The 22,429-nt window shown below is 51.1% G+C and carries 20 protein-coding genes; 3 read left to right on the top strand and 17 right to left on the bottom strand.

The window, feature by feature from the left end; genetic code table 11:
• Nucleotides 1-164, top strand: a 164-nt coding sequence (locus BL249_RS05765) for an IS1 family transposase (protein ID WP_241898819.1), incomplete at its 5' end; no start/stop codon positions are given.
• Nucleotides 165-240: 76 nt separating this feature from the next.
• On the opposite strand, the gene lpxP is transcribed toward BL249_RS05765, so the two are convergent.
• A complete protein-coding gene (gene lpxP, locus BL249_RS05760; RefSeq protein WP_099707519.1) occupies nucleotides 241-1,164 on the bottom strand; it encodes a kdo(2)-lipid IV(A) palmitoleoyltransferase in 924 nt (307 codons plus the stop codon).
• Nucleotides 1,165-1,238: 74 nt separating this feature from the next.
• Here lpxP and BL249_RS19365 point away from each other — a divergent pair, with 74 nt between their 5' ends.
• Nucleotides 1,239-1,370 carry a hypothetical protein gene (locus BL249_RS19365; protein WP_256385454.1) on the top strand — a complete coding sequence of 44 codons (132 nt, stop codon included), beginning with the start codon at nucleotides 1,239-1,241 and terminating at the stop codon, nucleotides 1,368-1,370.
• A 338-nt stretch (nucleotides 1,371-1,708) separates the two neighbouring features.
• On the opposite strand, the gene BL249_RS05755 is transcribed toward BL249_RS19365, so the two are convergent.
• The 16 genes from BL249_RS05755 to tssB all read right to left on the bottom strand — a co-directional run bounded on the left by BL249_RS05755 (nucleotide 1,709) and on the right by tssB (nucleotide 21,278).
• Nucleotides 1,709-3,085, bottom strand: coding sequence for an OspG family effector kinase (locus BL249_RS05755; protein ID WP_099707518.1), 1,377 nt, complete (start codon nucleotides 3,083-3,085; stop codon nucleotides 1,709-1,711).
• 165 nt (nucleotides 3,086-3,250) lie between these two features.
• A complete protein-coding gene (tssH, locus tag BL249_RS05750) occupies nucleotides 3,251-5,770 on the bottom strand; it encodes a type VI secretion system ATPase TssH (protein ID WP_099707517.1) in 2,520 nt (839 codons plus the stop codon).
• Nucleotides 5,771-5,788: 18 nt separating this feature from the next.
• Entirely contained in the window at nucleotides 5,789-9,202 is a 3,414-nt protein-coding gene (locus BL249_RS05745; RefSeq protein WP_099707516.1) for a type VI secretion protein IcmF/TssM N-terminal domain-containing protein, read from the bottom strand.
• A 5-nt stretch (nucleotides 9,203-9,207) separates the two neighbouring features.
• Nucleotides 9,208-9,825 (bottom strand): DotU family type IV/VI secretion system protein, encoded by a 618-nt coding sequence (locus tag BL249_RS05740; RefSeq protein ID WP_099707515.1) that lies wholly within the window; start codon nucleotides 9,823-9,825, stop codon nucleotides 9,208-9,210.
• Nucleotides 9,825-11,186 (bottom strand): type VI secretion system baseplate subunit TssK, encoded by a 1,362-nt coding sequence (tssK, locus tag BL249_RS05735; RefSeq protein ID WP_099707514.1) that lies wholly within the window; start codon nucleotides 11,184-11,186, stop codon nucleotides 9,825-9,827. Before tssK ends, BL249_RS05740 begins: the two co-directional genes overlap by 1 nt.
• A 1-nt stretch (nucleotide 11,187) precedes the next feature.
• Entirely contained in the window at nucleotides 11,188-11,823 is a 636-nt protein-coding gene (gene tssJ, locus BL249_RS05730) for a type VI secretion system lipoprotein TssJ (protein ID WP_099707513.1), read from the bottom strand.
• A complete protein-coding gene (tssA, locus tag BL249_RS05725; RefSeq protein ID WP_241898843.1) occupies nucleotides 11,823-12,896 on the bottom strand; it encodes a type VI secretion system protein TssA in 1,074 nt (357 codons plus the stop codon). Before tssA ends, tssJ begins: the two co-directional genes overlap by 1 nt.
• A 10-nt stretch (nucleotides 12,897-12,906) precedes the next feature.
• Nucleotides 12,907-13,206, bottom strand: coding sequence for a PAAR domain-containing protein (locus BL249_RS05720; RefSeq protein ID WP_199073434.1), 300 nt, complete (start codon nucleotides 13,204-13,206; stop codon nucleotides 12,907-12,909).
• Nucleotides 13,206-13,652 (bottom strand): DUF6931 family protein, encoded by a 447-nt coding sequence (locus BL249_RS05715; RefSeq protein ID WP_099707510.1) that lies wholly within the window; start codon nucleotides 13,650-13,652, stop codon nucleotides 13,206-13,208. The genes BL249_RS05720 and BL249_RS05715 overlap by 1 nt, the downstream gene beginning before the upstream one ends.
• A 9-nt stretch (nucleotides 13,653-13,661) precedes the next feature.
• Nucleotides 13,662-15,596, bottom strand: a complete 1,935-nt coding sequence (locus BL249_RS05710) for a type VI secretion system Vgr family protein (RefSeq protein WP_099707509.1) — start codon at nucleotides 15,594-15,596, stop codon at nucleotides 13,662-13,664.
• Nucleotides 15,593-16,552 carry a type VI secretion system baseplate subunit TssG gene (gene tssG, locus BL249_RS05705; RefSeq protein WP_099707508.1) on the bottom strand — a complete coding sequence of 320 codons (960 nt, stop codon included), beginning with the start codon at nucleotides 16,550-16,552 and terminating at the stop codon, nucleotides 15,593-15,595. The genes BL249_RS05710 and tssG overlap by 4 nt, the downstream gene beginning before the upstream one ends.
• Nucleotides 16,543-18,342 (bottom strand): type VI secretion system baseplate subunit TssF, encoded by a 1,800-nt coding sequence (tssF, locus tag BL249_RS05700; RefSeq protein ID WP_099707520.1) that lies wholly within the window; start codon nucleotides 18,340-18,342, stop codon nucleotides 16,543-16,545. Before tssF ends, tssG begins: the two co-directional genes overlap by 10 nt.
• Nucleotides 18,335-18,757 (bottom strand): hypothetical protein, encoded by a 423-nt coding sequence (locus BL249_RS05695; protein WP_099707507.1) that lies wholly within the window; start codon nucleotides 18,755-18,757, stop codon nucleotides 18,335-18,337. The genes tssF and BL249_RS05695 overlap by 8 nt, the downstream gene beginning before the upstream one ends.
• A gap of 47 nt (nucleotides 18,758-18,804) precedes the next feature.
• Nucleotides 18,805-19,287 carry a hypothetical protein gene (locus BL249_RS05690; protein WP_099707506.1) on the bottom strand — a complete coding sequence of 161 codons (483 nt, stop codon included), beginning with the start codon at nucleotides 19,285-19,287 and terminating at the stop codon, nucleotides 18,805-18,807.
• A 25-nt stretch (nucleotides 19,288-19,312) separates the two neighbouring features.
• On the bottom strand, nucleotides 19,313-20,794 hold the full coding sequence (tssC, locus tag BL249_RS05685) for a type VI secretion system contractile sheath large subunit (RefSeq protein ID WP_099707505.1): 1,482 nt from the start codon (nucleotides 20,792-20,794) through the stop codon (nucleotides 19,313-19,315).
• Nucleotides 20,787-21,278 carry a type VI secretion system contractile sheath small subunit gene (gene tssB / locus BL249_RS05680; protein WP_099707504.1) on the bottom strand — a complete coding sequence of 164 codons (492 nt, stop codon included), beginning with the start codon at nucleotides 21,276-21,278 and terminating at the stop codon, nucleotides 20,787-20,789. Before tssB ends, tssC begins: the two co-directional genes overlap by 8 nt.
• 1,020 nt (nucleotides 21,279-22,298) lie before the next feature.
• Here tssB and BL249_RS05675 point away from each other — a divergent pair.
• The coding region (locus BL249_RS05675) for an IS1 family transposase (RefSeq protein ID WP_342633895.1) at nucleotides 22,299-22,429 on the top strand (131 nt) is incomplete at its 3' end.

Here is a 22,429-nt window from a genome sequence, read left to right as displayed (position 1 = left end):
AGCATCTGACGGGCAAAATTTTCACCCAACGCATTGAACGTAATAACCTGACGCTCCGCACCCGCATTAAACGGTTGGCTCGTAAAACAATCTGCTTTTCGCGCTCAGTTGAGATCCACGAAAAAGTCATTGGAGCGTTTATCGAGAAACACATGTTCTACTAATTGGAGGCATCACCGACGGGACATAGCCCGATCTGCAAGCCGCATCCGGGGTGAAAGTGATGACAGGCAGGCTGACTCAGAAATATAAGGACATTTCACCGGCAGGGCGGGTTTTAAAGCGGCGATGCATCCACAGATATTGTTCCGGAGCACGAAGAATCTGGCTTTCAATGACTTTATTCATATAGGCGGCGGCTGCGATTTCATCAGAAAGTGGATAGTTTTCCAGCTGTGGATCAATAATCAGCTGATAGCCGTGATTATTGGCATTGCGAATTAACACAATTGACAGCATTGCCGGTCTGGCCAGTCTGGAAAGAACAAAGGTCCCGTTTGTGGTGGCGGTTTTTTCTACAGCAAACAGCGGGGCGAACACGCTGCCCTTTGGGCCATAGTCCTGATCCGGTGCGAACCAGACCGCTTCACCCTGTTTCAGTGCCTGCACCATGCCGCGCAGATCGTGGCGATTGATCATGGCTTTATTTGAACGCATCCGGCCCTTAGTCTGCGCCCACTCCATTGCCCGGTTATTGTGCGGACGATACATAGCCATCATAGGCTGACATAATCCGCTGATACGTCCACCCAGCTCCAGTGACATAAAATGAACCCCGATCACCATTACCCCACGTTTCTGCTGTCGGGCCTGCTGCAGATGACACAGACCGGTGACCTGGAACAGTTTTTTTACGGCACGATCGGACCAGAACCAGGCAATACCGGTTTCAGCCAGTGCCATGCCGAGCGAGGCAAAATTACCGGCAATCATGCGCTCTTTTTCCGATTCACCAAGGCCAGGAAAGCACAGTTCGATGTTACGACGGGTGATCCGTTCACGCCGACGCAGAAAAAAGCGCGAAAGTCTGCCGGCCGCCGCACCAAGCCGCATCAAAAGAGGATAGGGAAGCTGAGTCAGTAGCCAGAGAAGCCCCAGACCGAACCAGGTAAACCAGTAGCGTGGGTGGAGTAAGCAGCTGCTGAACCGACCATTGTGCTTCATAACGAACCTTTTGTGAAATGAGTGTTTGTATCCGCATAAAGAAGTATTCCCTCATTTCTCCAGGCTCTACAGCTATGCTAAATATGACCAGCACTTTAGCAAATAGTGCCGCTAAGGAAACAAGATTAACCGCGTATTCAGAAGGGTTGAATATGGCAACTGGCGTGGATGAAAAGCATGGCATGGCTATTGTCAGTAAAAAATAAGTCTAAACAAATAATTGCATTGTCAGCGGCCAGGGCTGACCCCTTGGGACGCTGACATCCGGTCACAGATAGTTATTATTCTTAACGCAAAAATCACACAGCTAAGTCCTGTATAGCGGCGGTCATAGCCAGCTTATCCACTGGTGATCTTAAGATTTCAGGCTCTGCATTAAGTCAGCCATGTTGTTGCGCGCAGCGGCGAAAACGATCTGCCGGCGCTGGTGCGGGCGGCGGATTGCGGCCGGCGGTCGCACTGGAAGATATCTGCACTCATTATTAAGCTCTGTCATCATCAGGGGTAGCGACAGAAAATACTCAACGGGTGGAATTGATAGCCCTCACCAGCAGCTTGTCCGGACAGGCATTGCGGTTGAACCGGCTGGGCTAATAAATTGCGCATTGATGTATTCCCCTGGTGTGTAGTAGAACACATATCGATTTTCAAACAGATAGCTATTAATGGTAGCTGTATGCCCACAGCTTATGTCGTAAATATTTTTTCCTCCCCAGCATTGCGGACGGCTATTTCTTTTGAAGAAATGAAGATCCAGTAAGGGACCATTAATATGAACTAACAGCGTGTTGTTATTATCAGTCTTATGGATATAGGCAGTATGATGAATATTAATTTGTCTGTTGTTTATTGATGCGAAGTTTAAAAATCCTGACTGACTGATATGCTGTGCATGGTAAGCAGAGAAAAAATTATCCGTTGTAATGTTCATCCATTCCCGGTAGCGCCGGGAGTGATTTTTCTCCATGATTAAACTGTTTTCTGCGGCTGATGTAATACACTTTCCTGCTCTGGCTGCATCAATGGCAGCCTCATAATCAGTCCTCGGTTGAGTGTTACTGCCATATTGTCTTTTATATCTTTTTTTCAAATTTTTCTTGAAGGTTAACATATTAATGGAACCTTCTGTTTTATTCTGGCTCAGGGGGGCAGGATGGATATGGCTGGGAAAAACAGTGGATTGTAACACGCCTTTATTTTTCAAAGCTCTTTCCACTTCATTGAATTGATGCTGGAGGTTTTTGCGCAGTGTTTCAGTTTGTCCCTGACTAAGCATGTTTCCTGCGGTAAGAAACGATGCTGAATCAAAATCAATTAATGAAAATCCATTTTCTTTGCTATAGAGAATATTTCCCATGTTAATGTCATTATGCTCAATGCCTTTTTCTTTTAACAGTGTGGCAAGTCGTTGGGGCCAGTTACATGCTGATATTTCATCTGCGATCGCTTTCAACTGTGGAAGGTTATTATTTTTCAATGCGGTATCAAGGGCTATTCCTGGGATTTTTTTCATTTTGCAGGCAACCCGGGCATGGCCATTGCCACAATCGAGATACAATAACTGGCCAGCACCTGTACCATAGTAGCGATTAAAACCTTCGGTGTTTAATACGGCGCTAACCAGTCTGGATGTATACTGGGTATTAAATATACCATTATATTCTTTTAATAATAAGTCGTTTTTTATATCACGAACGGTGCCAATACTCCCCTGAGCGACAACAGGCGCACGGCGGAAGTCATCTTGTGAATACGGCAGATAAAGAAAATGGGCAGCATGTGTTGCGGTGTTAAGCCGCTCTGTCATATCGCCAGAGTTAGTCCGGCTTGCATAGGCGTTTTCTTTTATAAATGTTTTCTCGATTAATTGTGTTATTTGTTGTAATTCATCCTGATGAGAAAATACGGTGTGTTTACGCATGTTACTTCCTGTATAAGTTATCTGGAAACGGTTGGCAAAAATAAACGGGTAGCATCATTTTTCTTTCCGGCTCAGACAGGGCAAAGAGAAAGGTAGCCAGGCCCACACGCAGATGATAATTGTGTATGCTGAGTATTAATGCCAGCGCTGAGGAGCGTACGGTTTTCATGATTTATTTTTCTTACTGCGTACGGTCAGGCCATTTTTACTGACATCAATTTTAACCGCTGCGCGACGGTCATTATCCGCAATTTGTCCGGCCAGCAGTGGAAGTAAATGCTGGTTGAGCACCTGGTCAATATTGCGTGCACCACTTTGCTTCAGCTGACAGCGTTCAGCTATCCAGTTAACCACCCGTGGAGACCAGCCAGGCCGCACATCTGCTTCGCTTACCTGCTGATAGCGTTGACAAAGTCGATCCAGCTTTATGGCAATGATGGCATCCAGGGTGTCAGCATCCAGCGGCAGATAAGGAATGAGGGTTAGCCGACCCATCAGGGCGGGGCTGAATACCTGTTCAAGCTGCGGACGGATTAGCTTATCGAGCGCGTCAGGGTGAGATTCTCCTTTTTCTACCGCCGCACAAAGCGCGGCAGCACCCTGATTAGATGTCATAATAATCAGCGTATTACGAAAGTTAATCTGCAGCCCTTCTGCATCTTCAAGCGTGCCTTTGTCAAATACCTGATAGAACAGCTCCATTACGTCAGGATGGGCTTTTTCTACCTCATCCAGTAATACCACGCTGTAGGGATTACGGCGTACAGCCTCGGTAAGCACCCCGCCCTGGCCGTAACCCACGTAGCCCGGTGGCGAGCCTTTCAGGCCGGAGACCGAATGTGCTTCCTGATATTCAGTCATATTAATAGATACCAGGCTACGTTCGCCGCCAAACAACAATTCTGCAAGGGCCTGGGCCGTTTCGGTTTTGCCTGTACCGGAGGGGCCTGCCAGCAGAAATACGCCGGTGGGTTTGAGTGGGTCACCCATGCCGGCGCGGCTGATGCGAATATGTTGCGCGATTTGCCGCAGCGCATGCTGCTGGCCGAGAACACGTGCGGCGAGGCGTTCAGCCAGGGCATCGAGCTGCCGGGATTCTTTCTCCAGCATGCGGCCTAACGGAATGCCGGTCCAGTCGGAAACAACATCTGCCACGCAGGTGGCATCGACACAGCCGAATACCATGGCATGCCGCTGATGGCGCGCGGATAACGCCGCGCGGGCACCGATGAAATCATCAGGCTCTATACTGCTGCGCAGCTGCTGAACCAGTGCTTTTTGTAACAGCCATTCCTCTTCCAGCGCTTCCAGCTGGTGCTGCAAATCGATGGCCTTTTGCGCCAGTTTTTGCTGTAAGGCAATCGCAGCGTTTTCCCGTTTCAGCGCGACAGATTCGCGGTGAATAGCTGCCAGCTGGACCGTGATAGTCTCAATTTCTTTCGGAATGTGGCTTTGCGAAGCGGCGACCCGTGCGCAGGCGGTATCGAGCAGGCTGACCGACTTATCCGGTAACTGGCGCCCGGTGATATAGCGACTTGAAAGCGTGACGGCTGCATGAATGGCTTCTTCCAGCACCAGAATATTGTGATGCTGTGCAATTGGCCCGGCCATGGCGCGTAGCATGATGGTTGCGCTGGTAATATCCGGTTCGTCCACCCTGACAACCTGAAAGCGCCGTGTCAGTGCCGCATCTTTTTCGATGTATTTTTTATACTCAGCCCAGGTGGTCGCCGCGATAATGCGCAGTTCACCACGAGCCAGCGCGGGTTTCAGTAAGTTGGCGGCGTCATTCTGGCCGGCAGCACCGCCTGCACCAATCAGGGTATGGGCTTCATCAATAAATAAAATGATCGGCTGCGCTGCAGATGACACCTCTTTCAGAAGTGATTGCAGGCGCATTTCGAACTCACCTCGCACGCTGGCACCCGCCTGAAGTAAAGCGAGGTCGAGCGTCATGACTTCCATCGATTTTAATAATTCCGGCACGTTACCGGCAACGATGCGCATCGCCAGTCCCTCGGCCAGCGCGGTTTTCCCGACGCCAGGTTCACCGGTTAGAATCGGGTTATTCTGGCGACGACGCAGCAAAATATCCACGAGCTGACGGATTTCATTTTCACGCCCCAGTACCGGATCAAGCTGGCCGTTACGCGCTTGTTCAGTCAGATTACGGGTATATTTTGCCAGCGCAGATGTGGATTCATCACGCTGATAAGGCGGCGTGGCGGTGTTATGGCTTTGCAATTGTTGTTTGGCTTGTGTGCGATCGCATTGCAGGGCCTGGCGTAGCTGGGGTGACAGGTATGCATGATTGTCTTCGTCTAACAGGGTACTAATCAGTGCCGCCGGACAGAGTTGCTGTTGTCCCCAGCCGGCGCTGGCCAGCAGCCAGCTGTCAACGATCCAGTCGACTAATTCCGCTGATAATACCGGCATAGTGGCAGAACTTGTGTGGATCTGTTCCAGTTGCATGTTTAATACCTCAAACAGCCCGGCTAACCCTAATCCAGCTTGCAGACCGAGGCTATCAAATAGCGGCTTTTCCTGGGCCAGGAGTGCCAGCAGCAGATGTTGCGGCCCAACCTCGCTATGCTGGCGGGCAGCAGCATGGTTGATGGCACAATCCAAAGCCGTACGGCTGAGTGGGTTGAGCTTACTGATGACAGATTTTAAATGCGGGTTCATAGTGATTCCTGACATATGTTACTGACACTGCGCAATATCTTCGGGCAGCGCGGAAAGTGGGTTAAAGGTTACGGTTTCAGCATCGCTATCCAGCCCGGCAATTTGTGCATCAACAGCGGCGATCTTGCGGCTTATTTCTCGCCAGTGACGCCAGGCGCTCTCCAGCTGTTGCGGGCTGGACAGGGTGAAACGCACCAGAATGTTTTCTATTCTTAGCTGATGCAGTAGCGCGGCATTATCAAAAAATTCATCACTGTCGAGGCGCATTTCCCCGTTACTGAGATGGCGCAGAAAGTACGGCCAGGCGTTATCGCCTACAAGCTGGTAACTGGCAGTAAAATCAGGGAAAAATACCTTTAAGCTGACGCCAGAACAGTGACCGGGTTGCCAGTCAAAATTCTGTTGATCTGCAAAGTTCATGCTGCTTAGCTGCTGGTCACCTTTCTGACAGTGCAGGGTAAGCGCTGTACCAATCGGCAGCACGCTGGCGCCACCGGGAACCGTGGCGGGCAGACTGGAGACCGTGATCCCCCAGCGTGCGTTTTCCAGCGCACTGCGTTCGGCGATCAGCGCATCGCGCTGCCCTTGCAGTAAGGTGCGCCGATCGCTGGTCAGCGTTGAGGGACGCTGAGGCACATCCTGCATCATTTCGGGGGAGGATGCGTGACGCAGGAAATCAATAAAACTGGCTGAGAGCGGGAAGGGCATGCCAGCATAGTCGGCGGCGGTCTGGCCGTCAGTACCATTAACCAGAAAGGCCTTTGCCGGTCCGAGCAAAAACGCATTCACTAGTACTTTACTTTGCGTCTGCTGTTCTTCGTAGCTGTGCAATGTACTGCTGTTGTTGAGTGGCCAGATCACCGTGCTTTTCCACTGTGAATTAAGCCAACAGGCACTTTGCGCCATTGCATGGCCGAGCAGATGGTGAGCATCGTCCTGATAGAGCTGCCAGACAGCGGCAATACCCGCATCGGTATTTTGCGGCGTTAGCTGCTCCTGCAAGGTGACCAGTGCCGGTAACAGCGTACTGAGAGGATTGGCTGTCGCGGCCTGTTGCTGAGGATTGAACAGGCCGCGCGTCAGGTCAGGACTGAGTTTGCCCTGGGCTACAGCTTCAGCTACCGCGCTGTTACGGGCATTCAACCACTGTAACCAGACATGATTATCGGCCTGCATCCTGTTTTTAGTGGCTGGTGACGGCATTTTTTTCAACCAGGCAATAAATGACCGGCGAACCTGCTGATCGACTTTACTGACACGGTGCAGTAAGCCGGCACTCTGACTGTCCAGCGCCAGTTGATGCAGTTGTCGCAGCGTCAACAACCACGGCTGGGCTTGTGTGCCAGGAATATCCTGCAGTTCCTGCAGGCAGTGCGCAACAAACTGCATGGCCTGACTTTGGTTTTGTCCCAGCGCAACCAGCCGCGACAGCGGCATAGTGGCAGGTGTCATAGCCTGCAGATGGGCGGCAAGGTCAATCAGATAGAGTTTCCAGGCATCCTGCCGCTGTGCGGTACTGGTAATAGCCGCCTGATGGAACAGCGCAACCGGATGGCCAACAGCGTTTTCAATCTGCGACATCCAGCTACTGAGGGTAGTTTGCCCTGCCTGGGTCCAGCGGCCATTGAGCGCCAGATTATCCGGTAAAGCAGGCCAGAATCGCGCCGCTTGTAAGTCCGGAAATCGGCTATCAGCTGCCAGCAACCAGCTGAGCGTCTGGTCCTGATTAACCAGGCCTTCCAGCAGATTACGCGCGCGCTGCAGCCAGATTGCCCCTTCGGGACGACGAATATAGCCGCGCTCAAGCGCCATCACCGTTAGCGGAGATAGCGTAGCCGGATAGTCACGTTGCTGTAATGGTATGGCAATGGGGACCACATTGTGCAGGGCGTCCAGCGTGGTATGCCGACGCATTTTTTGCCAGACAAGAATAGCATGAGTGAGTTGCAGGATCATTTCCCGCTGTTGTCGTGCAGGTGCCGCCATAAAACGCTGGCGGAAAGAGGCGGTGGTCGGTGTAATCAGCCTCGGCAGCGAGGGCAGAGACAATAGCTGCCACTCGGCCTGACGGTGCTGTTTATTAAGCAGTGGCTGAAAAGGAAGGTAAGCTAATGACAGCGACGAGTAACGTTCATCATGGGCCAGAAAGTCGGCCAGATTATCCGCTGACATTTGTGCCACATCCGGTTGCAGACGACCGAATGTTAGCCAGGCACTGTATACAATCCAGATGGCGCAAAGGGCCGATAACAGGCTACAGGCAAATTTGGCACGCGGCCGCTGATACCAGCGCTGAATCCCCTGATGCAGACTGAGTTCGCGCAGATGGCCGCTCAGTAATTTGTGGATGAACACGCCTTCGCGTCGCGTCAGATTGTCCTGATGAGGCTCACTGGCACAAAACCAGATGCTGTTAAGGCGAGTATGACTGAAATAGGCATTAGGTTCGCACAGTGATGCCAGGGCATAGCGCAGTTTGCTTTCCAGCGTGGCAAAAGTGTCCGGAAAATCGAGCACCATGGCGTAATCCTGCTCACTGAGCGCAGACGGTCGCCCCATACTGAGACGCGTCCGCGCCATGCCGGTTTTAATGGCGGAAAAAAGGGGATGCAGCGCCTGTTCATCCTGACCGTCAATATGCGGGGGGGTTGGCCAGCAGTAGCCCAACGGCTGCTGTCGCTGGGCGTCAGACAGCTGGCGACACCACAGGCTAAAGCCCGGAAAATTATCGCACTGAGTCACCAGCACAGAGAGTGAAATACCCTCGCCATAACGGTGGATCAGCGGTTCAATCAGTGCACGGTGCTGTCGCATCAGCACATGTAATGCGCTGAGATCATTACTCATCAGTGCCCCGATCGGCATGGCAACAATAATGCCGGTGGGTGCCGGTAAGCGCATGCACCAGCGCATCAGCTTACGCCATGCCTGGCGCATGGCAGCATCACCACTGAGGAAGTTACTTGACAGGTCCAGCACACACAGGTGACGAAAAAACCACCAGTGAAGTGTGCGCGTCGGCGCGGCGATAATATCGCTGTTTTCATCATCAAAGTGTGGAACACCGGCACTGGCCAGCAGCGTACTTTTGCCGCAGCGATTGCCAATCAGCACATACCAGGGCAAGGGGGATTGCTGGCGACGAATACGCTTAATAATGTTGGCACCGCGTTTCCAGTGTGTCAGCAGAACATATTCACGCCGTGATAAGCGGTATTTTTCCAGCCAGCGGTGGCCTTTTTTTCCGCAGAGGAGGTTTTTGAGGGCGTAACAGGCGCCGGATAACACGCTGGATAATAGCAGCAGCATCAGCCAGAACAGAATAATGGCAGGGGTGTGCCAGTTCAGCCACAGACCGAAGGTGAAACAAAATATCAGTGAGAGTGTCAGTACCAGCAGCCAGCCAGTAAAAGAGGCTAATTTCTTTAACATAGCGATCAGGACACATAGTCGTTAAGGGAAAAATAGAGCGCGGCATAGGTCACCACCACGGCGAACAACATTGTCAGGATGGGGCGCAGACGCTGTGTGACACTCTGCACTGGCACCGGCAGTTCGGGTATGATTAATGCTTCATTTGGCCAGTATAACCATGCCTCTGGCAGACAAAGGCGGCGTTGTTCCTCAATCAGAGCCTGCAGTGCTGGACGATCTTCGAGGGTAGCGTATTGTCCATGAAAGCCCTGCTGCAGACAGAACAAAAAAACCTCGCGTGCCTGGTGATGCGGGGGATCAAGCTGCGCCATCAGGGTGAAAAACTTTTCGCCGGCGAGGGTGGTATTGAGAAATTTACGTTGCAGCGGTTCACCCTGCCAGCGCTTGCGCCATGGCAGGGTGGAACACAGGATCATTTCATCAAGCCAGGCAATAACCGCCATACTGGCTGCGCTGATTTCTGCTTTGCTAACGGGCAGCTTACTGGCGCTTTCACTGGCTTGCTCAAAAAGCGTGATGCAGGTCTGACGGCTGGCTTCATACTCGCTAAAGCGTTGTGGATCGCCGGTTATCTGTATTACCTGTTTGAAAACGGGAATGTAGCTATCAAGCAGTGTCATTATTCTGCTCCCATGAAAATGACCTGTACCTGCAGATCGTCCGGCGCGTGATCCCAGTAAAAGGCGATATCTTTTTCTTGTTCTATGTTTTTCCACAGATTATCGTGCTGATCGAGCTGAAAATAAAACGCATCCGGGCGCAGAGGAACGCCGCGTGGCGCAGGATTGAGTCGGGCGGTGGCGATGCCAGGTAAGGCGTATTGAATCAGCGAGTGTATTGATAAACATGGGGCAATCTTGAAGCTGCAGCAGTCGATCTGATCGCTGGCTGTAAAGGTTTCTGAGCGCAGCATGAGCAGTACCGAATGGGTTTTATGCCATTGCAGTGACTGTAAGTCTCCGCGGAATATCTGTTGATCATCGACGCTGAGTGTCACCCAGGTATTGTCTTCCAGCGTAAGGTTGTTGAGCAAAGCGATAATCACCTTACGGGCGTGGCTAAAGCAGTCATAAAGGCTGAAATGGTCATAAGGCATTAATGGCGCTTCGTGTTGCCATTCACCGTTAAAATCACACTGTTCGCTGAAAGTGGAAAGTTCGCCGATAAGTTGTGTCAGCAGGCCATAAACAGGCCATGGATGCATGTTGGGCGCACGGCAGTAATGTAATAACAGCGGCAATATCCGGTTGAGAGAGCGCATTGCCAGCAGCTGGTTCATATCACCCGGGTTTGCCTTTCTCAACTGGTCGGGACGTTTATACTCGGCTAATTGCCAGGCGCGGTTGGCCAGTTCGGCGTACAGGCCATCAAGCAGTGTCTTCAGCGTCGGGTGGCCATTAAGCGTCACCAGCGGCGGACAAAATCCGCTATCGCTGACCACGCAGTCATTTTCAATGCGCAGCCGCAACAGCGGTAAAAATTCACAATCGACTACCGCCTGTTTTTCTTCATCACTGAGAATTTGTAAGTTATAAAGGATGCGCGAAACGCTGCACTCCGGCCCGGTAAAATAGACATCTTTCATCACCTCTTCCTGGCGTGGATTGAGCCAGCGACTGTTAGGCGTGTCACCGACGTTGGCATGGCCGGGGTCAAAGCGACGCAGTGCCAGCCAGAGGGTGAACGGTTTTTCCAGCTGTTTCCAGGCATCGCGAAACTGTCTGGGCTGGAGGGCACAGTTACCTGGATATTCGAGGTAATCTCCGGAGGGGAGAATTGCCTGAAGACGTTCAATTTTCAGTGAAAAACCTACCAGTGTTTCCGGGTTAAAATCACACTGAATCAGACCGACATTCCACGGCTGAGCAAGCTGGCGCTGCCGGGAAAGCATGTAATTATGATGCAGGTCCACTGACTGCAAATGCTGTGGCTGCAGATAAACGCCGCTGTACCAGTATATTTGCTGCATCTCAGGATACATCTTACGCACCTCCGGCTGGCCGCACAGGCGTATCTGGCAAGGTGTTACTGGTGTTGCTCACCAGCGGCAGCGGCTTTGCTCCCTCAAACTGACTGATACTATCGCTGCCTAAGCGTAACCTGAGATAAAGCGGCTGGAGCCGGGCATGCCAGGTTTTGTTCCACCAGCCATCACTTTCACTGATTACCGGAATGGCCACCAGAAGACGATGTTGTTGTTGTGGAAACGGGTAATAACCGGCGACAATGGCGACATAACGGCTGTTCTGACTGCGATCGATGTGCAGTGTAATGCGCTGCCCTGGCATGGCAGAATAGCGATCGACTTTCAGAATATCGTCGCCACCGCCGGCATCGCTAAACAGCGTTCTCAGCCGTGGAGGACTGTTAAGCAGGTTATTTAGCGTGCTGGATTTGCTTGCCTGAATCACCAGTAGCGTGCAGCTATTGGCGATACCATGCACGGCGTTTAAGTTCGGATCGGTCTGAATGTCCAGCGCAATGGCGCCCTGGGCGAATGGGGTCGGGGCTTGTTCAATGGCCTGCTTTTCACTGCTGGCTGCATTGTTATCATCTGTAGTGCATCCGCTCAGCAGTGCGATGCTTAGCAGTAGCATAAAAGGTAATATGGCACGCATCAGTGGGGCTGTCCTGTTAATACATTATTGATTTCATTAATACTGTTGCTATCGCTGAGCATTTCTTCCAGCCATTCCGTCAGGGTCATGCCAGCCCAGCGTGCGGCACGCTCCATCAGAAACGGCACCGGACTGGATGGTTCAGACTGGCGAAAATAGTCGGCAATAATTCGCATCTGGCTGACTGCCCGCTCGCGGTTCATGGTCTGAGACGACGACGGCACGGCGGACACCGCCGCCTTTGCGGCAACCAGAACGCATTCGTCCTGGTCGCCGGGTTCTTCCATCATCACCGGCGCGGCGACAGGAATGACTCGCTGAACCAGACGTTGCAGATAGTCAGCGATATCTTTCAGCGTCAGACGAGTCTGGTTAAACAGTTCGCCTTCGCTGTCCTGGCTTAGGGAAAAATAGCGTTCTTCCAGCTGGCTTAACCCACCGTTCAGTGCGTCAATCAGCGCCATTTGTTTGCCAATTTCAATCGGGCAAAAGTGTTTAGCCTGCTGGTTGAAGCTGTCCATAGCGAGATCGCCATCCTGGCTGATCAGCTCATCACGCGCCTCCGGCTGGCTGTTAATTTTGTGTTCGAATGCGAGTACCTGACGCCAGTGACTCAGTGTGCTGATGGGGTGAGAGAGCAGCGGCATACGTAGCAATTCATGAGCAACATCGCGATCAAGACGCACTATTTTGCTACGGCGTATCGCGATGCCGCCTTCCGTCAGTGATGGCCAGCACTGGAACCAGAAACGGGAGATAAATTCACTGAGGAAGTCAATGCCCTGGCTAAGGCCTGTCAGACCATGCAGGTGGAGCATGGCTTCTGTCAGCCAGCAGGCGATCTGCAGATCTTTGGTCTGCTCAGTCAGCGCGTTTTCACAAAGCGTGCGGGTTTGAACCCAGTCGGCAGTTCGCGGTTCGCTGACCGACCATTCATCTTGCGGCAGATAATCGGGATCGCTTTGCCGCGCCTGACGGATTTGGTCGAACAACATTTCATATTCCAGATTATTGCCCACAGGATTTTGTGCGCTCACAGGCGTCAGCAGGGCAGTAAGATCTGACAACATCATCTATTCCTCGTTAGCCAATTAATACCGTTGGGCAACCGGTGATAATCGTGCCGCCGTGGGCACAGCTGTCACCCATGCGGGCAGCGGGTCTGTTACCAATCAGCACGGTTATGCTGCCCATAATGATGGTATCGACCGGTCCGACACAGACGGCCATCGCGCCAACGGTGGCCGCCGGCATGCCGCAAATGATCACGGTGGGGACGCCGGGGGGCAGAATCGGCCCCCCTACGTGGGGAACCGGCGGGGTAGCAGGTGTAACCATCGGACACACATGCATATCGGAGATACGCGCAGCGGGTTGTGGCATTATGCGACCTCCAGGGCTGTTGCCCGTGCAATTAACTGTTGCACTCCTTCAGCCGGGTTCTCTGCCAGCTGAGTTGCGCACAGCAGCAGTGCGCATTGCAACATTTGTGGACTGAGATGGGGTTGCGGATAGACGGGGGCCAGTCCTTCTGGCGCCATACTGCCCGCAGACCAGAACAAAGACAGTGCCAGCGCTCCCGTCGCAGTGTTGAATCCTGCCTTTTTTGCCTGTTCAAAAATATGCCAGCGCCGTTGTTCATCTGGCTGGCGATACTGCTGAATAATGGCATCAAGCAGTGCCTGTCGGTTTGCGTCTGCTGGGGGGCATTGGCGTAATAAAAGCGCCAGCCGGGTGCCGAGTACCTGGGGAGAAAAGCGTTGTGCCCACTGTTGCAGCTCGGCGTGCCACAGCGGCTTGTCACAGAGTGTGCCTGGTGAAGTTGTCATGGTGTGTCCCTAACCAATATTAATGATGCCGCCGGAAATATGGGTCATCCCGCTGCCTGAAACCGTGGTCATGGCTGCTTTCAGCTCAGCAGTGGCGGAAGCTTCAAGCGTTAACATCATGCCGTTAATTGATATGCCGCTTGGTGAAATGCTGATTTTGTTAGCGCCCACTTTTAGTTCGATGGATTGTGTGGATTCCAGCGTCAGCGCGCGGTCGGTAGTAATGCTGCCGCTGCCACCGGTGACCTGCACGGCATAGTTGCCGTGACTGATTTGCGTACTGGCATTACCGCTTATCTGGTGTTGCAGATTGCCATTTTGCAGGGCAACGCACCTGTTGCCTTTTTTCAGTAGCAGCTGGTCATTGCCTGCGGTCAGTTCGGTAGTGCGATTAGCCGCAATGGTGGTGCTGGCATCATTTTTTACCGTTAGTAACAGGTCTTTTTGCGCCACAATAGTCAGGCGTTCCTCGCCTTTTTTGTCGTTAAAGCTGAGGCGATGGCCATCACTGACATTACCTTTGGGGGTACTGCGGGTCACAAAACCGCTTTCGGTTTTCTCCTGTGACAGCGCAAACGGCGGTTTATTTTGTCCGTTAAAAAGCGTGCCGATCACCAGCGGGTAATCCGGATGCCCCTGAACGAAACTGACCAGGACTTCACTACCGATACGTGGGATAAACTGAACGCCAAACTGACCTCCGCTCCAGGGCTGACTGACCCGTACCCAGCAGGAACAGGTATCGTCATGCGCCGTGTTTTTGTCCCAGGGAAACTGAATTTTGATACGGCCATATTCATCGGTATAAATTTCTTCAGATGCCGGGCCGACCACGGTGGCATTGAGTATGCCAGGAATTTCCGGTCGCGACGGGGCCGGTGGCTGCCAGGGCTGGTCGTTCACCATAGCCTGCATCGTGCATTGGTAATCGCTGGCGTTTCCGTCAAAGTTATTGACGGCATTGAAGTGCAGTGCGTGAATGCGATAGCTGCGATCGCCGGAAGGGTGGCCGGTGAACGTGAATGTTTCACCGCTGGTCAGCCAGTGGGCCTTCACCTCCGCTTCAAAAATGCGGGTGTTTGCCTCGTGTGCCGCCATAAGCTGTTTTGCCGCCTGTGAAATCTGCTCCCGCTCCCCTTGCGGAGTGATATCTGTCCAGGTCACCGTATCCGCCTTTGGCTGTGCGCCGCTGGCGTTTTGCTGGTTATCAATGGCGGCCGCCTGTGGCATATTGACGCCCTGCAGGCTGACGCTGGCCGGCAGGAGTGACGCGCTGGATGTCCACTGGCTAATGTTGCCGGGCGTAATAATATTACCGTGATGGTGCCAGATTAGCCGGTCGCCGGAAATCGGATGGTGGCTGGCACTATGATCCGCCAGAACCAGCGTGTGTCCGGATTCACTGTGGCGAAAGTAGTAGTAAATGCCTTCTTCCGCCAGCAGGCGGTCAATGAATCCGGCGGCAGATTCGCGATATTGCACACAATATTCCCGTGGCGAATAGTTGCCGTGTAGTTGCAGCGCCAGCTGGGTGATGCCGTGATCGGCGAGCAGGGTACGGACCAGCTCAGGCACGCTGATATTCTGCCAGATACGCATGACCCGGCCCATCTTTAGCAAGGAAAGTGCGGGTTCCAGCGTCAGTATGCATTCCGCTTCATCCGGGGTTCGCTGGCGGTAACGAATACCTGTCACTACGCCGTGTAGCACGCGTTGCGCCAGGTTATGGCTGCCATCGCCGATCCGGCAGGAGACCGCTTTACCATGCCAGTGCGCCAGCTCGCGTTCACTTTTTTTAGTCAGGGAGCGTAATTCATAAATAAACGGTGAAGACAGCGCTTCCTGACCCTTAATCGCCACCAGCAGCAGCGCGGCGGCGATATCACCATTCCAGCGTAAAAAGTGATTTTCCTGATAGAGACTAAGTGAATCGGGCAATTTCATACAGGGCATCCTGATATAACATTGGGGGCAGGCAACCGCACCTGATGCAGGTGTGAGGTATTGTTATGGCCTACACATAGATCTAACCCCAGCGCACCCACGCCGAGTGGCCGTAATTTGAGTTCAGCGCTGCTGATGGTCAGGGAAATAGTGAAGTCGATAACCGGGCCGACATAATCGCGAATGCATGACCACGCGGTCTGCCAGTTGTCTGCAGGCGGCATAAAGCGATGTGCGGTTTCCGGTGACATCGGTCCTAATACCACATCAAAATGTGAGTGAGCTTCCAGACGCACGCGGCCGATCATCGGCGCTGACTGCAGTGTTTTGCCTCGATGACCTAACTGACAGCATTCCTGTTCAGGTACGCTGCGCCAGCTGCCGGTGAACGGGATAATTCGGGCGTCAACATTGAATACGTTACTCAGCCAGCACTCAAGATTGACCATTGAACGTGCTGAACAGGCAAACAGTGCCGCATATTGTGCCAGTGCTGGCGCTGGCTGCTCGTTGAGTAAACCACTCAGCGACAGAATGGCATTCTGCAGCGGGGGCAGATCCACGGATTCAGCCAGGGCACAGAGCTGATGTTTTTGCCACGCCAGATAGTCGAGACAGTAGAGGCGGTGGTCAAAAATATCGAGAAATGCTTTGGCACTGTAGTCGCTATAACGGTGTTGACGTCCTATCAGCCATTCAGTGTAGACCGTTGGCAGGGCACCCAGCGCACCGGTTAAACCATGGTGCCATGCGGTCACCTGTACAGGATCGCCGGGGTTATCCTGGCGTAGCTCTGCCACTTGTCCATGCGGTGCATCCAGTGACAAGGTTGCGCTAATGCGCAATTTCTGGTCGAGCAGCTGAGCATCGTTTGTCCGGCCATCGCGCAGCTTTCGCAGCAGCAGACGAATTTGCTGATAAAAATTAAAGCGGCTGACTATGGGTATCAGAGCCATGACAGTTTCCCTGCCCGGATTGGCCATACGCGACGCGATCGGCTTTCATGTTCAATGCAGGTGGTCATGCGGGTAAAACTGTTTACCGGGGCGTATAGCGCCAGCAGCCGGTCCAGCAAACAGCACAGCAGATATAGGTCCGGTTCTGCCCGCGCGTCCTGTGCAAATACTACGGTGATATCAATTCCGCGTGCCAGGGAGTGAGGGTCATTACTGATAAGCCGGGTGGTCACCGGTTGGCAACGCAAGTCAATAATCAGTGACAGCAAGCGGGTTTTGTCTGCATTTCCGGCAAGGTTATACAGCGTCAGGGTCTCTTTCAGACGCTGTACGCCTTGCTCACCTTGCAATAGCTGATGGTTAAGTGTCAGCTGGGCATAAAATCGCCAGCGAGCGTCACTCTTGTCGGGCGGATTAACCGGGGATGATGGATGAGTCAGCGCGGTGATGGTCAGGGCCGCTACCGGTGCCTGGAGCTCGAAATCACCCTCAGGGTGGCCATAATGCAGCTGGTTGGGCAACCGGTGATTAGTACAATAAACGCTGAGGTTAACAACATCGTTCTGTCTCATGGCCGCCGTGTTGCTGCGACTGCTAAAGGCAATAAATGGTTTATAGCCTGCCAGACGGGCGCCGGGCAGGGTGTGGCGTGAAAGCTGCCACAACAGGCCGGAATCTTTCTCAGCGGCCATACCCGGGTGACTTTCCAGCAGCGGCATGACGGTAAAATTCTCAATCTGGTTATCGATTTTACGCTGTACAGAGACCTGTCTGACTGACCAGACATCAAGCTCGTTCTGATGGCGCGTATCAGCAATCACCGGGTATTCCGTGATAGCATCATTAAGCGTAATGGGCTCAGCGCTACGGGAAAATAAATTGACCGCCGGCGTGCAGTGCAGTCGAAAAAATTCGGCGTCCACCAGGGAGACCAGTTTTTCCAGCTTTTCTGTTAGGGCATGGCGTTGAAACACCGCGTGTAGTTCGAAGCGGGTATTGCCTGCGGCAGTAAAACCGGCAGGCAGCTGAATGTCGATAAACGAAAATTTGTCAGAAAACCAGAAGTAATCCAGCAGCAGGATATGAATGGGGGCAATGCGCTTATCCTGGGTGAGCATTGCTTCATCGCTATCGAAACCGACAGCACGTATTGCGCTGGTCTCCAGCGGGATATGACTATCACCTTGGCGCAGGGTCAGCATGCTGACTTCTGCGCATAACAGGGTATACAGCCTATTCACCGCATTAGCGGGACCATGAAGATAAAGCCGGATACTGTCATCAGAGAGGGTTGCACCGTGCCAGACGTGAAATGTCAGCGTCAGCTGCCAGCGCAGTTCATCACTATTAAAACTTAGCCGGGCCTGATTAACAGAAAGCGGCAGCAAGGTGACCGGATAAACCGTCTGGAACTGGCAGGAAAGCGGGTTGCTATGCCGGGTGAACAGCGCGCTGTCGGCAGGCAACAGATTCTTACCCGTCAGCCCGGATTTATGAGGGTCCGGCGATATCATCACGATGCATGCCGCGGGGAGCGCACGCAGAAACTGCGGCGCCAGCGTAGCAAGCAGAGCATCAATAACTTCAGGGATATCGTCATCCAGACGCTGATGGATACCGGCTGTTAGCAGGGCAAAGGATTCAATCAGACGGCTGACGTGCGGGTCTTCCGTTTCACCTTCGACAAGGCGTAAACGGCGTGCAATTTTGGGAAAACGGCTGGCAAAAGCTTTACCATGCTGTTTAAGGAAATTGAGCTCATGCTGATAATAAGAGAGTAATCTATTCATTGAAAATAAACCGCCCTGTGCATTCATTCCACTTGATTTCCAGTTGCACTGAAGTGGCGGCATAAATGCCGCGTAAAACAAAACAAATAATCTGTGCGCTTTCCTGCGAACTGATAAGTGATATCTGGCTCAGTCGGGGTTCAAACCGTGTGATAATTTTTTTTAGCCGGGTTTCCAGTATGTCGCTACCTGCTGCCGTTACTTTAAGTTCGCTGAATGATGCATCTAAACCATAATTCAGGATCGACGTATTAATTAATGGTCGGTGAGCTATATCCGGCTGACGCGCATGCGACATCAGCACCATTTTTAGCTCACTAAGTAACTCGTCATTCGGTGCCGGAATCCAGTCATAATCATCCTTTTCAGACAAAGGATGATTATCACTGAGCCGGCTAAGCAAAGATTCATTCATAAAAAATATCCTGAACTCCGACCGTTATTAACGGCCGGAAATATCCATCAGATGATTTTTTTCTGTGGAATGCTGTATTTTGTCGGACCTACTTTATCCAGACCGTCGTCTTTAGTATTAGGAACATTAAAGGTGACCTGAACAGACTCCTCAAAGGTAAAGGTTAAATCGATGAAAAATTTGTCACGCATTTCAAAGTTGAGACTCTGGAAATTGCAACTGTCATATACTGTGCGCTGAATTTCGTAATTTTGATTTAATTTATCAGAACCACGATGAACAATAGTGATAGTGATGTTTTTATAACCACGATTTAAATATTTTTCATACAGCTCACTGGTCTGTTTGGTGGCAAGAATAGAAATATGAACAGAATCAAAATAAATGCCATCCGGGCCGGCGATGGTGGCCAGGCCAGCAGGTGCATAACCCTCCATCCAGTTTTTATAGTTTGTTTCTTCGGAAGAACCTGACACTACTTTTCCATCAATTTTAATTTCAATGAACTGACAGTCTTGCAATTTAGCCATTTTAAGCTCCTGTAATTACAGTTAATTATGCGCCGACGGCAGAGGGTAAATCCGCCACCAGACGTAACGACATACTTAAACCTTCCAGCTGAAAATGTGGTTTAAGCCATGCAATAGCCCGGTAACTACCGGGACATCCGGGGACTTCAACAACTTCGATTTTTGCTTCACGTAGTGGATAGCGTGCTTTGGTATCGGGGCCGGCATTATCTGAAGCTACGACGTACTGAATGATCCAGTTTTGCAGGTAGATTTCGCACTCAGCGCGTGACATAAAACTACCGACCTTGTCACGTACGATAGACTTCAGATAGTGAGCAAAGCGTGATGTTGCGAGTATGTAGGGCAACTGACTGGACAAATGCGCGTTTGCATTGGCCTGGTCTGAGTTATAGAGACGCGGTTTATTGATCGACTGTACGGCAAAAAACGCGGCATAGTCGGTGCCTTTGCAGTGAACCAGCGGAATAAAACCGAGATCGGAAAGCTCTTTTTCCCGTCGATCGGAAATGGCCACCTGGGTTGGGCACTGCATAGTATGTTCGCCGCTGCGCGAGACATAATTATAAGCGGGCAACGATTTCACCAGACCGCCGCCTTCCACACCGCGGATCGAGGCACACCAGCCGTATTGTTCAAAGGACTCAACAATGCGACCCGCCAGCTCCCAAGCGGCGTTTATCCACAGATAGTCACTGCCGGTCTGGTTTTCGGCAATATGTTCTTCGAAAGCGAAGGTTTCCGCTGCAATGGTGCGGGCGCCATAAGGGATACGGCCCAGTACGCGGGGCAAGGTCAGGCCGATATAGCGGCTGTCATCATTTTGACGGAAAGAACGCCAGCGGGCGTAATCAGTGGTATCAAATAACTTTGCCAGATCGCGTGGAGACGGTAACTCTGAAAAATCGTTCATCGACAGCATGCCGGGAGCGATAGCGCTGAGAAAAGGAGCATGGGCCGCGGCGGCAACGTGTGAGATTTGCTCCAGCAGGTTAATATCCTGCGGGGTATTGTCGAACTGGAAATCACCGACGAAAGCTGAAAACGGCGTGCCACCAAAGGTGCCGTATTCACTTTCATAGACGCATTTGAACAACATGGACTGATCGAAGTCGCTGGCAGATTTGAAATCTTTAATTAAATCCTGCTTGGTACACTGCAATAGCCGGATTTGTGTGTTGTTGGTTACACTCGATTGCACCAGTTTGTGCAGGCCGCGCCATGAGGCCTCTTTTTTCTGAAATTCCGGGGCATGAATAATACGGCTGACTTGCTGTGACAGCAGCGCGTCCAGTTCGGTAATGCGTTGCTCAATGCTACCAATTAAATCGCTGGAGACCACTACCGTGCCGCCGAGTAGTTCGGCGAGGAAATGGTTAAGCTGATTTTTCATCCGCCCCCGATCAGACTCACGGCGAATGGCCTGGGTATTATCAATTACCTGGTTAAGATAATCGTCACTGAACGCCGCGTTTGCTGAGGAATTAAGCGTTGTCTGGCTACTCATTCTCGTCATCTCCTGCGGCGTTGCTGCTACCTGCTTGTGCATTGTGTTGTTGCGCTATCTCCATCAGCTGTTCTTTCAGGCGCTGATTGCTGGCAGCACGATTACGTAAATCGCTTAACTGATCGCGTAACTCCATCAGCTTGCGTAAGGGTTCAACCTGAAGAACAATATTGTCCGGAGAGAAGTCATCCATGGTATTGAAGGTTAAGGTGACAGGCAGGCTGCCTTCATGTTCAGGCAGCGCGCTTTCAACCAGGAATTCAGCCTGGGGCTTCATTGAAGCCATAATTTCGTTGAAATTGTCTTTATCGATGCTAAGAAATTTCCGCTCTTGCAGGCTGTTATCGGCGGTAGTGAAATCACCCATTACGCCAACTACCAGCGGTAGTTCTTTGGCTGTTTGAGCATCGCCAATTTCCACATCATAGGTAATTTGCACACGGGGTGGTCTGGCTTTATCTAATTTATGTTGTGTATTACTCATAATGGCCTTAAAGCTCCTCGATAAAGAACATGTTGTGTCTGGTTAAATTTATTTTTTAGCTATCCTCAGGTCAGGCCTGATTTTGCTAAATTATGTCATTAAAGTTCAGTCGTATTAGTTCAATGCCTTTTGGTTAACTTCCTTTATCAAAGAAAAGGGGGTAATGGCTTTATCACTATTTCAAATAATTCTTGTCTGATAATAAAAATAACTCATGGCTATTATCGGGCCATAAACCTGCGGTTTTTACAATAAACGGTTAATAGCGAAGCATCGGATGAGAGTAACAAAGTATGTCTTATTGCACTTATGTCAGGTCAGACCAGATTGTGAGATAAACTTAGAAGGGTAATTAATTATCTATTTGATTTTAAGTTATAATTTTATTTATCCAGTAACCTGAGTTGTCATTTTTGGATTAAAATGTGCGTATTTAGTCTATCGGGAAAGCCGGAGATTCCTGGTGCAGAAGAAATAAATGTGTTGAAGGAAACGTTTTGCCACATATTGTGGCCTGTTATTTTTTCTTAAGCCTGTGATAAGTCATTAATTTTAATTTAAGCGCCATGATTTTTCATTAACCACTGGATTAAGTTATGGAGGAAAATAAACCATGTTATGGTTGGTAATTATAATGAGGGTAATTTGTTTCACTGGACTTGATGCTGAAATATCCCTTGTTCCAAGGGGCATTTAAAGATCAATAAAGTTAATCCAGTTGTTCTTTATATTCACTTTTTATTAATGGAGGTTTTATTATGGTTTAATTTATTCTTGTTAAATAAGAATGCTGAACGATTATCATTAACCCAATAATATCATCAGGCTGCACTCTTCTGTGTGAGGATGTGTTTAATTTAAATAATGGTAAGCACTGATATTCCCATAAGAGTGATGGGCGTCGCCGTTATTACGGCGCAGGGCAGGGCTGCGCCTTATCAGGCCGGGGGTGATAGTCTGCTGGGTGATGCCTCTAATTGGTTGAATCTGATGTATAATGCGGGCTTTTGAGGTTCTCTTATGGCCAGCGTTAACGTTCATTGTCCCCGTTGTCAGTCTGTTCAGGTTTACCGCCATGGTCAGAACCCTAAAGGCTATGACAGATTTCGCTGCCGTGACTGCCACCGCGTGTTTCAACTCACTTACGCTTA

It is taken from the genome of Erwinia sp. OLFS4 (assembly GCF_002752165.1).
In the GTDB taxonomy this organism is placed as follows: Bacteria; Pseudomonadota; Gammaproteobacteria; order Enterobacterales; family Enterobacteriaceae; genus Izhakiella.
Note: the sequence above shows the minus strand (reverse complement) of the source record. Positions and strands in the feature narration are given on the sequence as shown.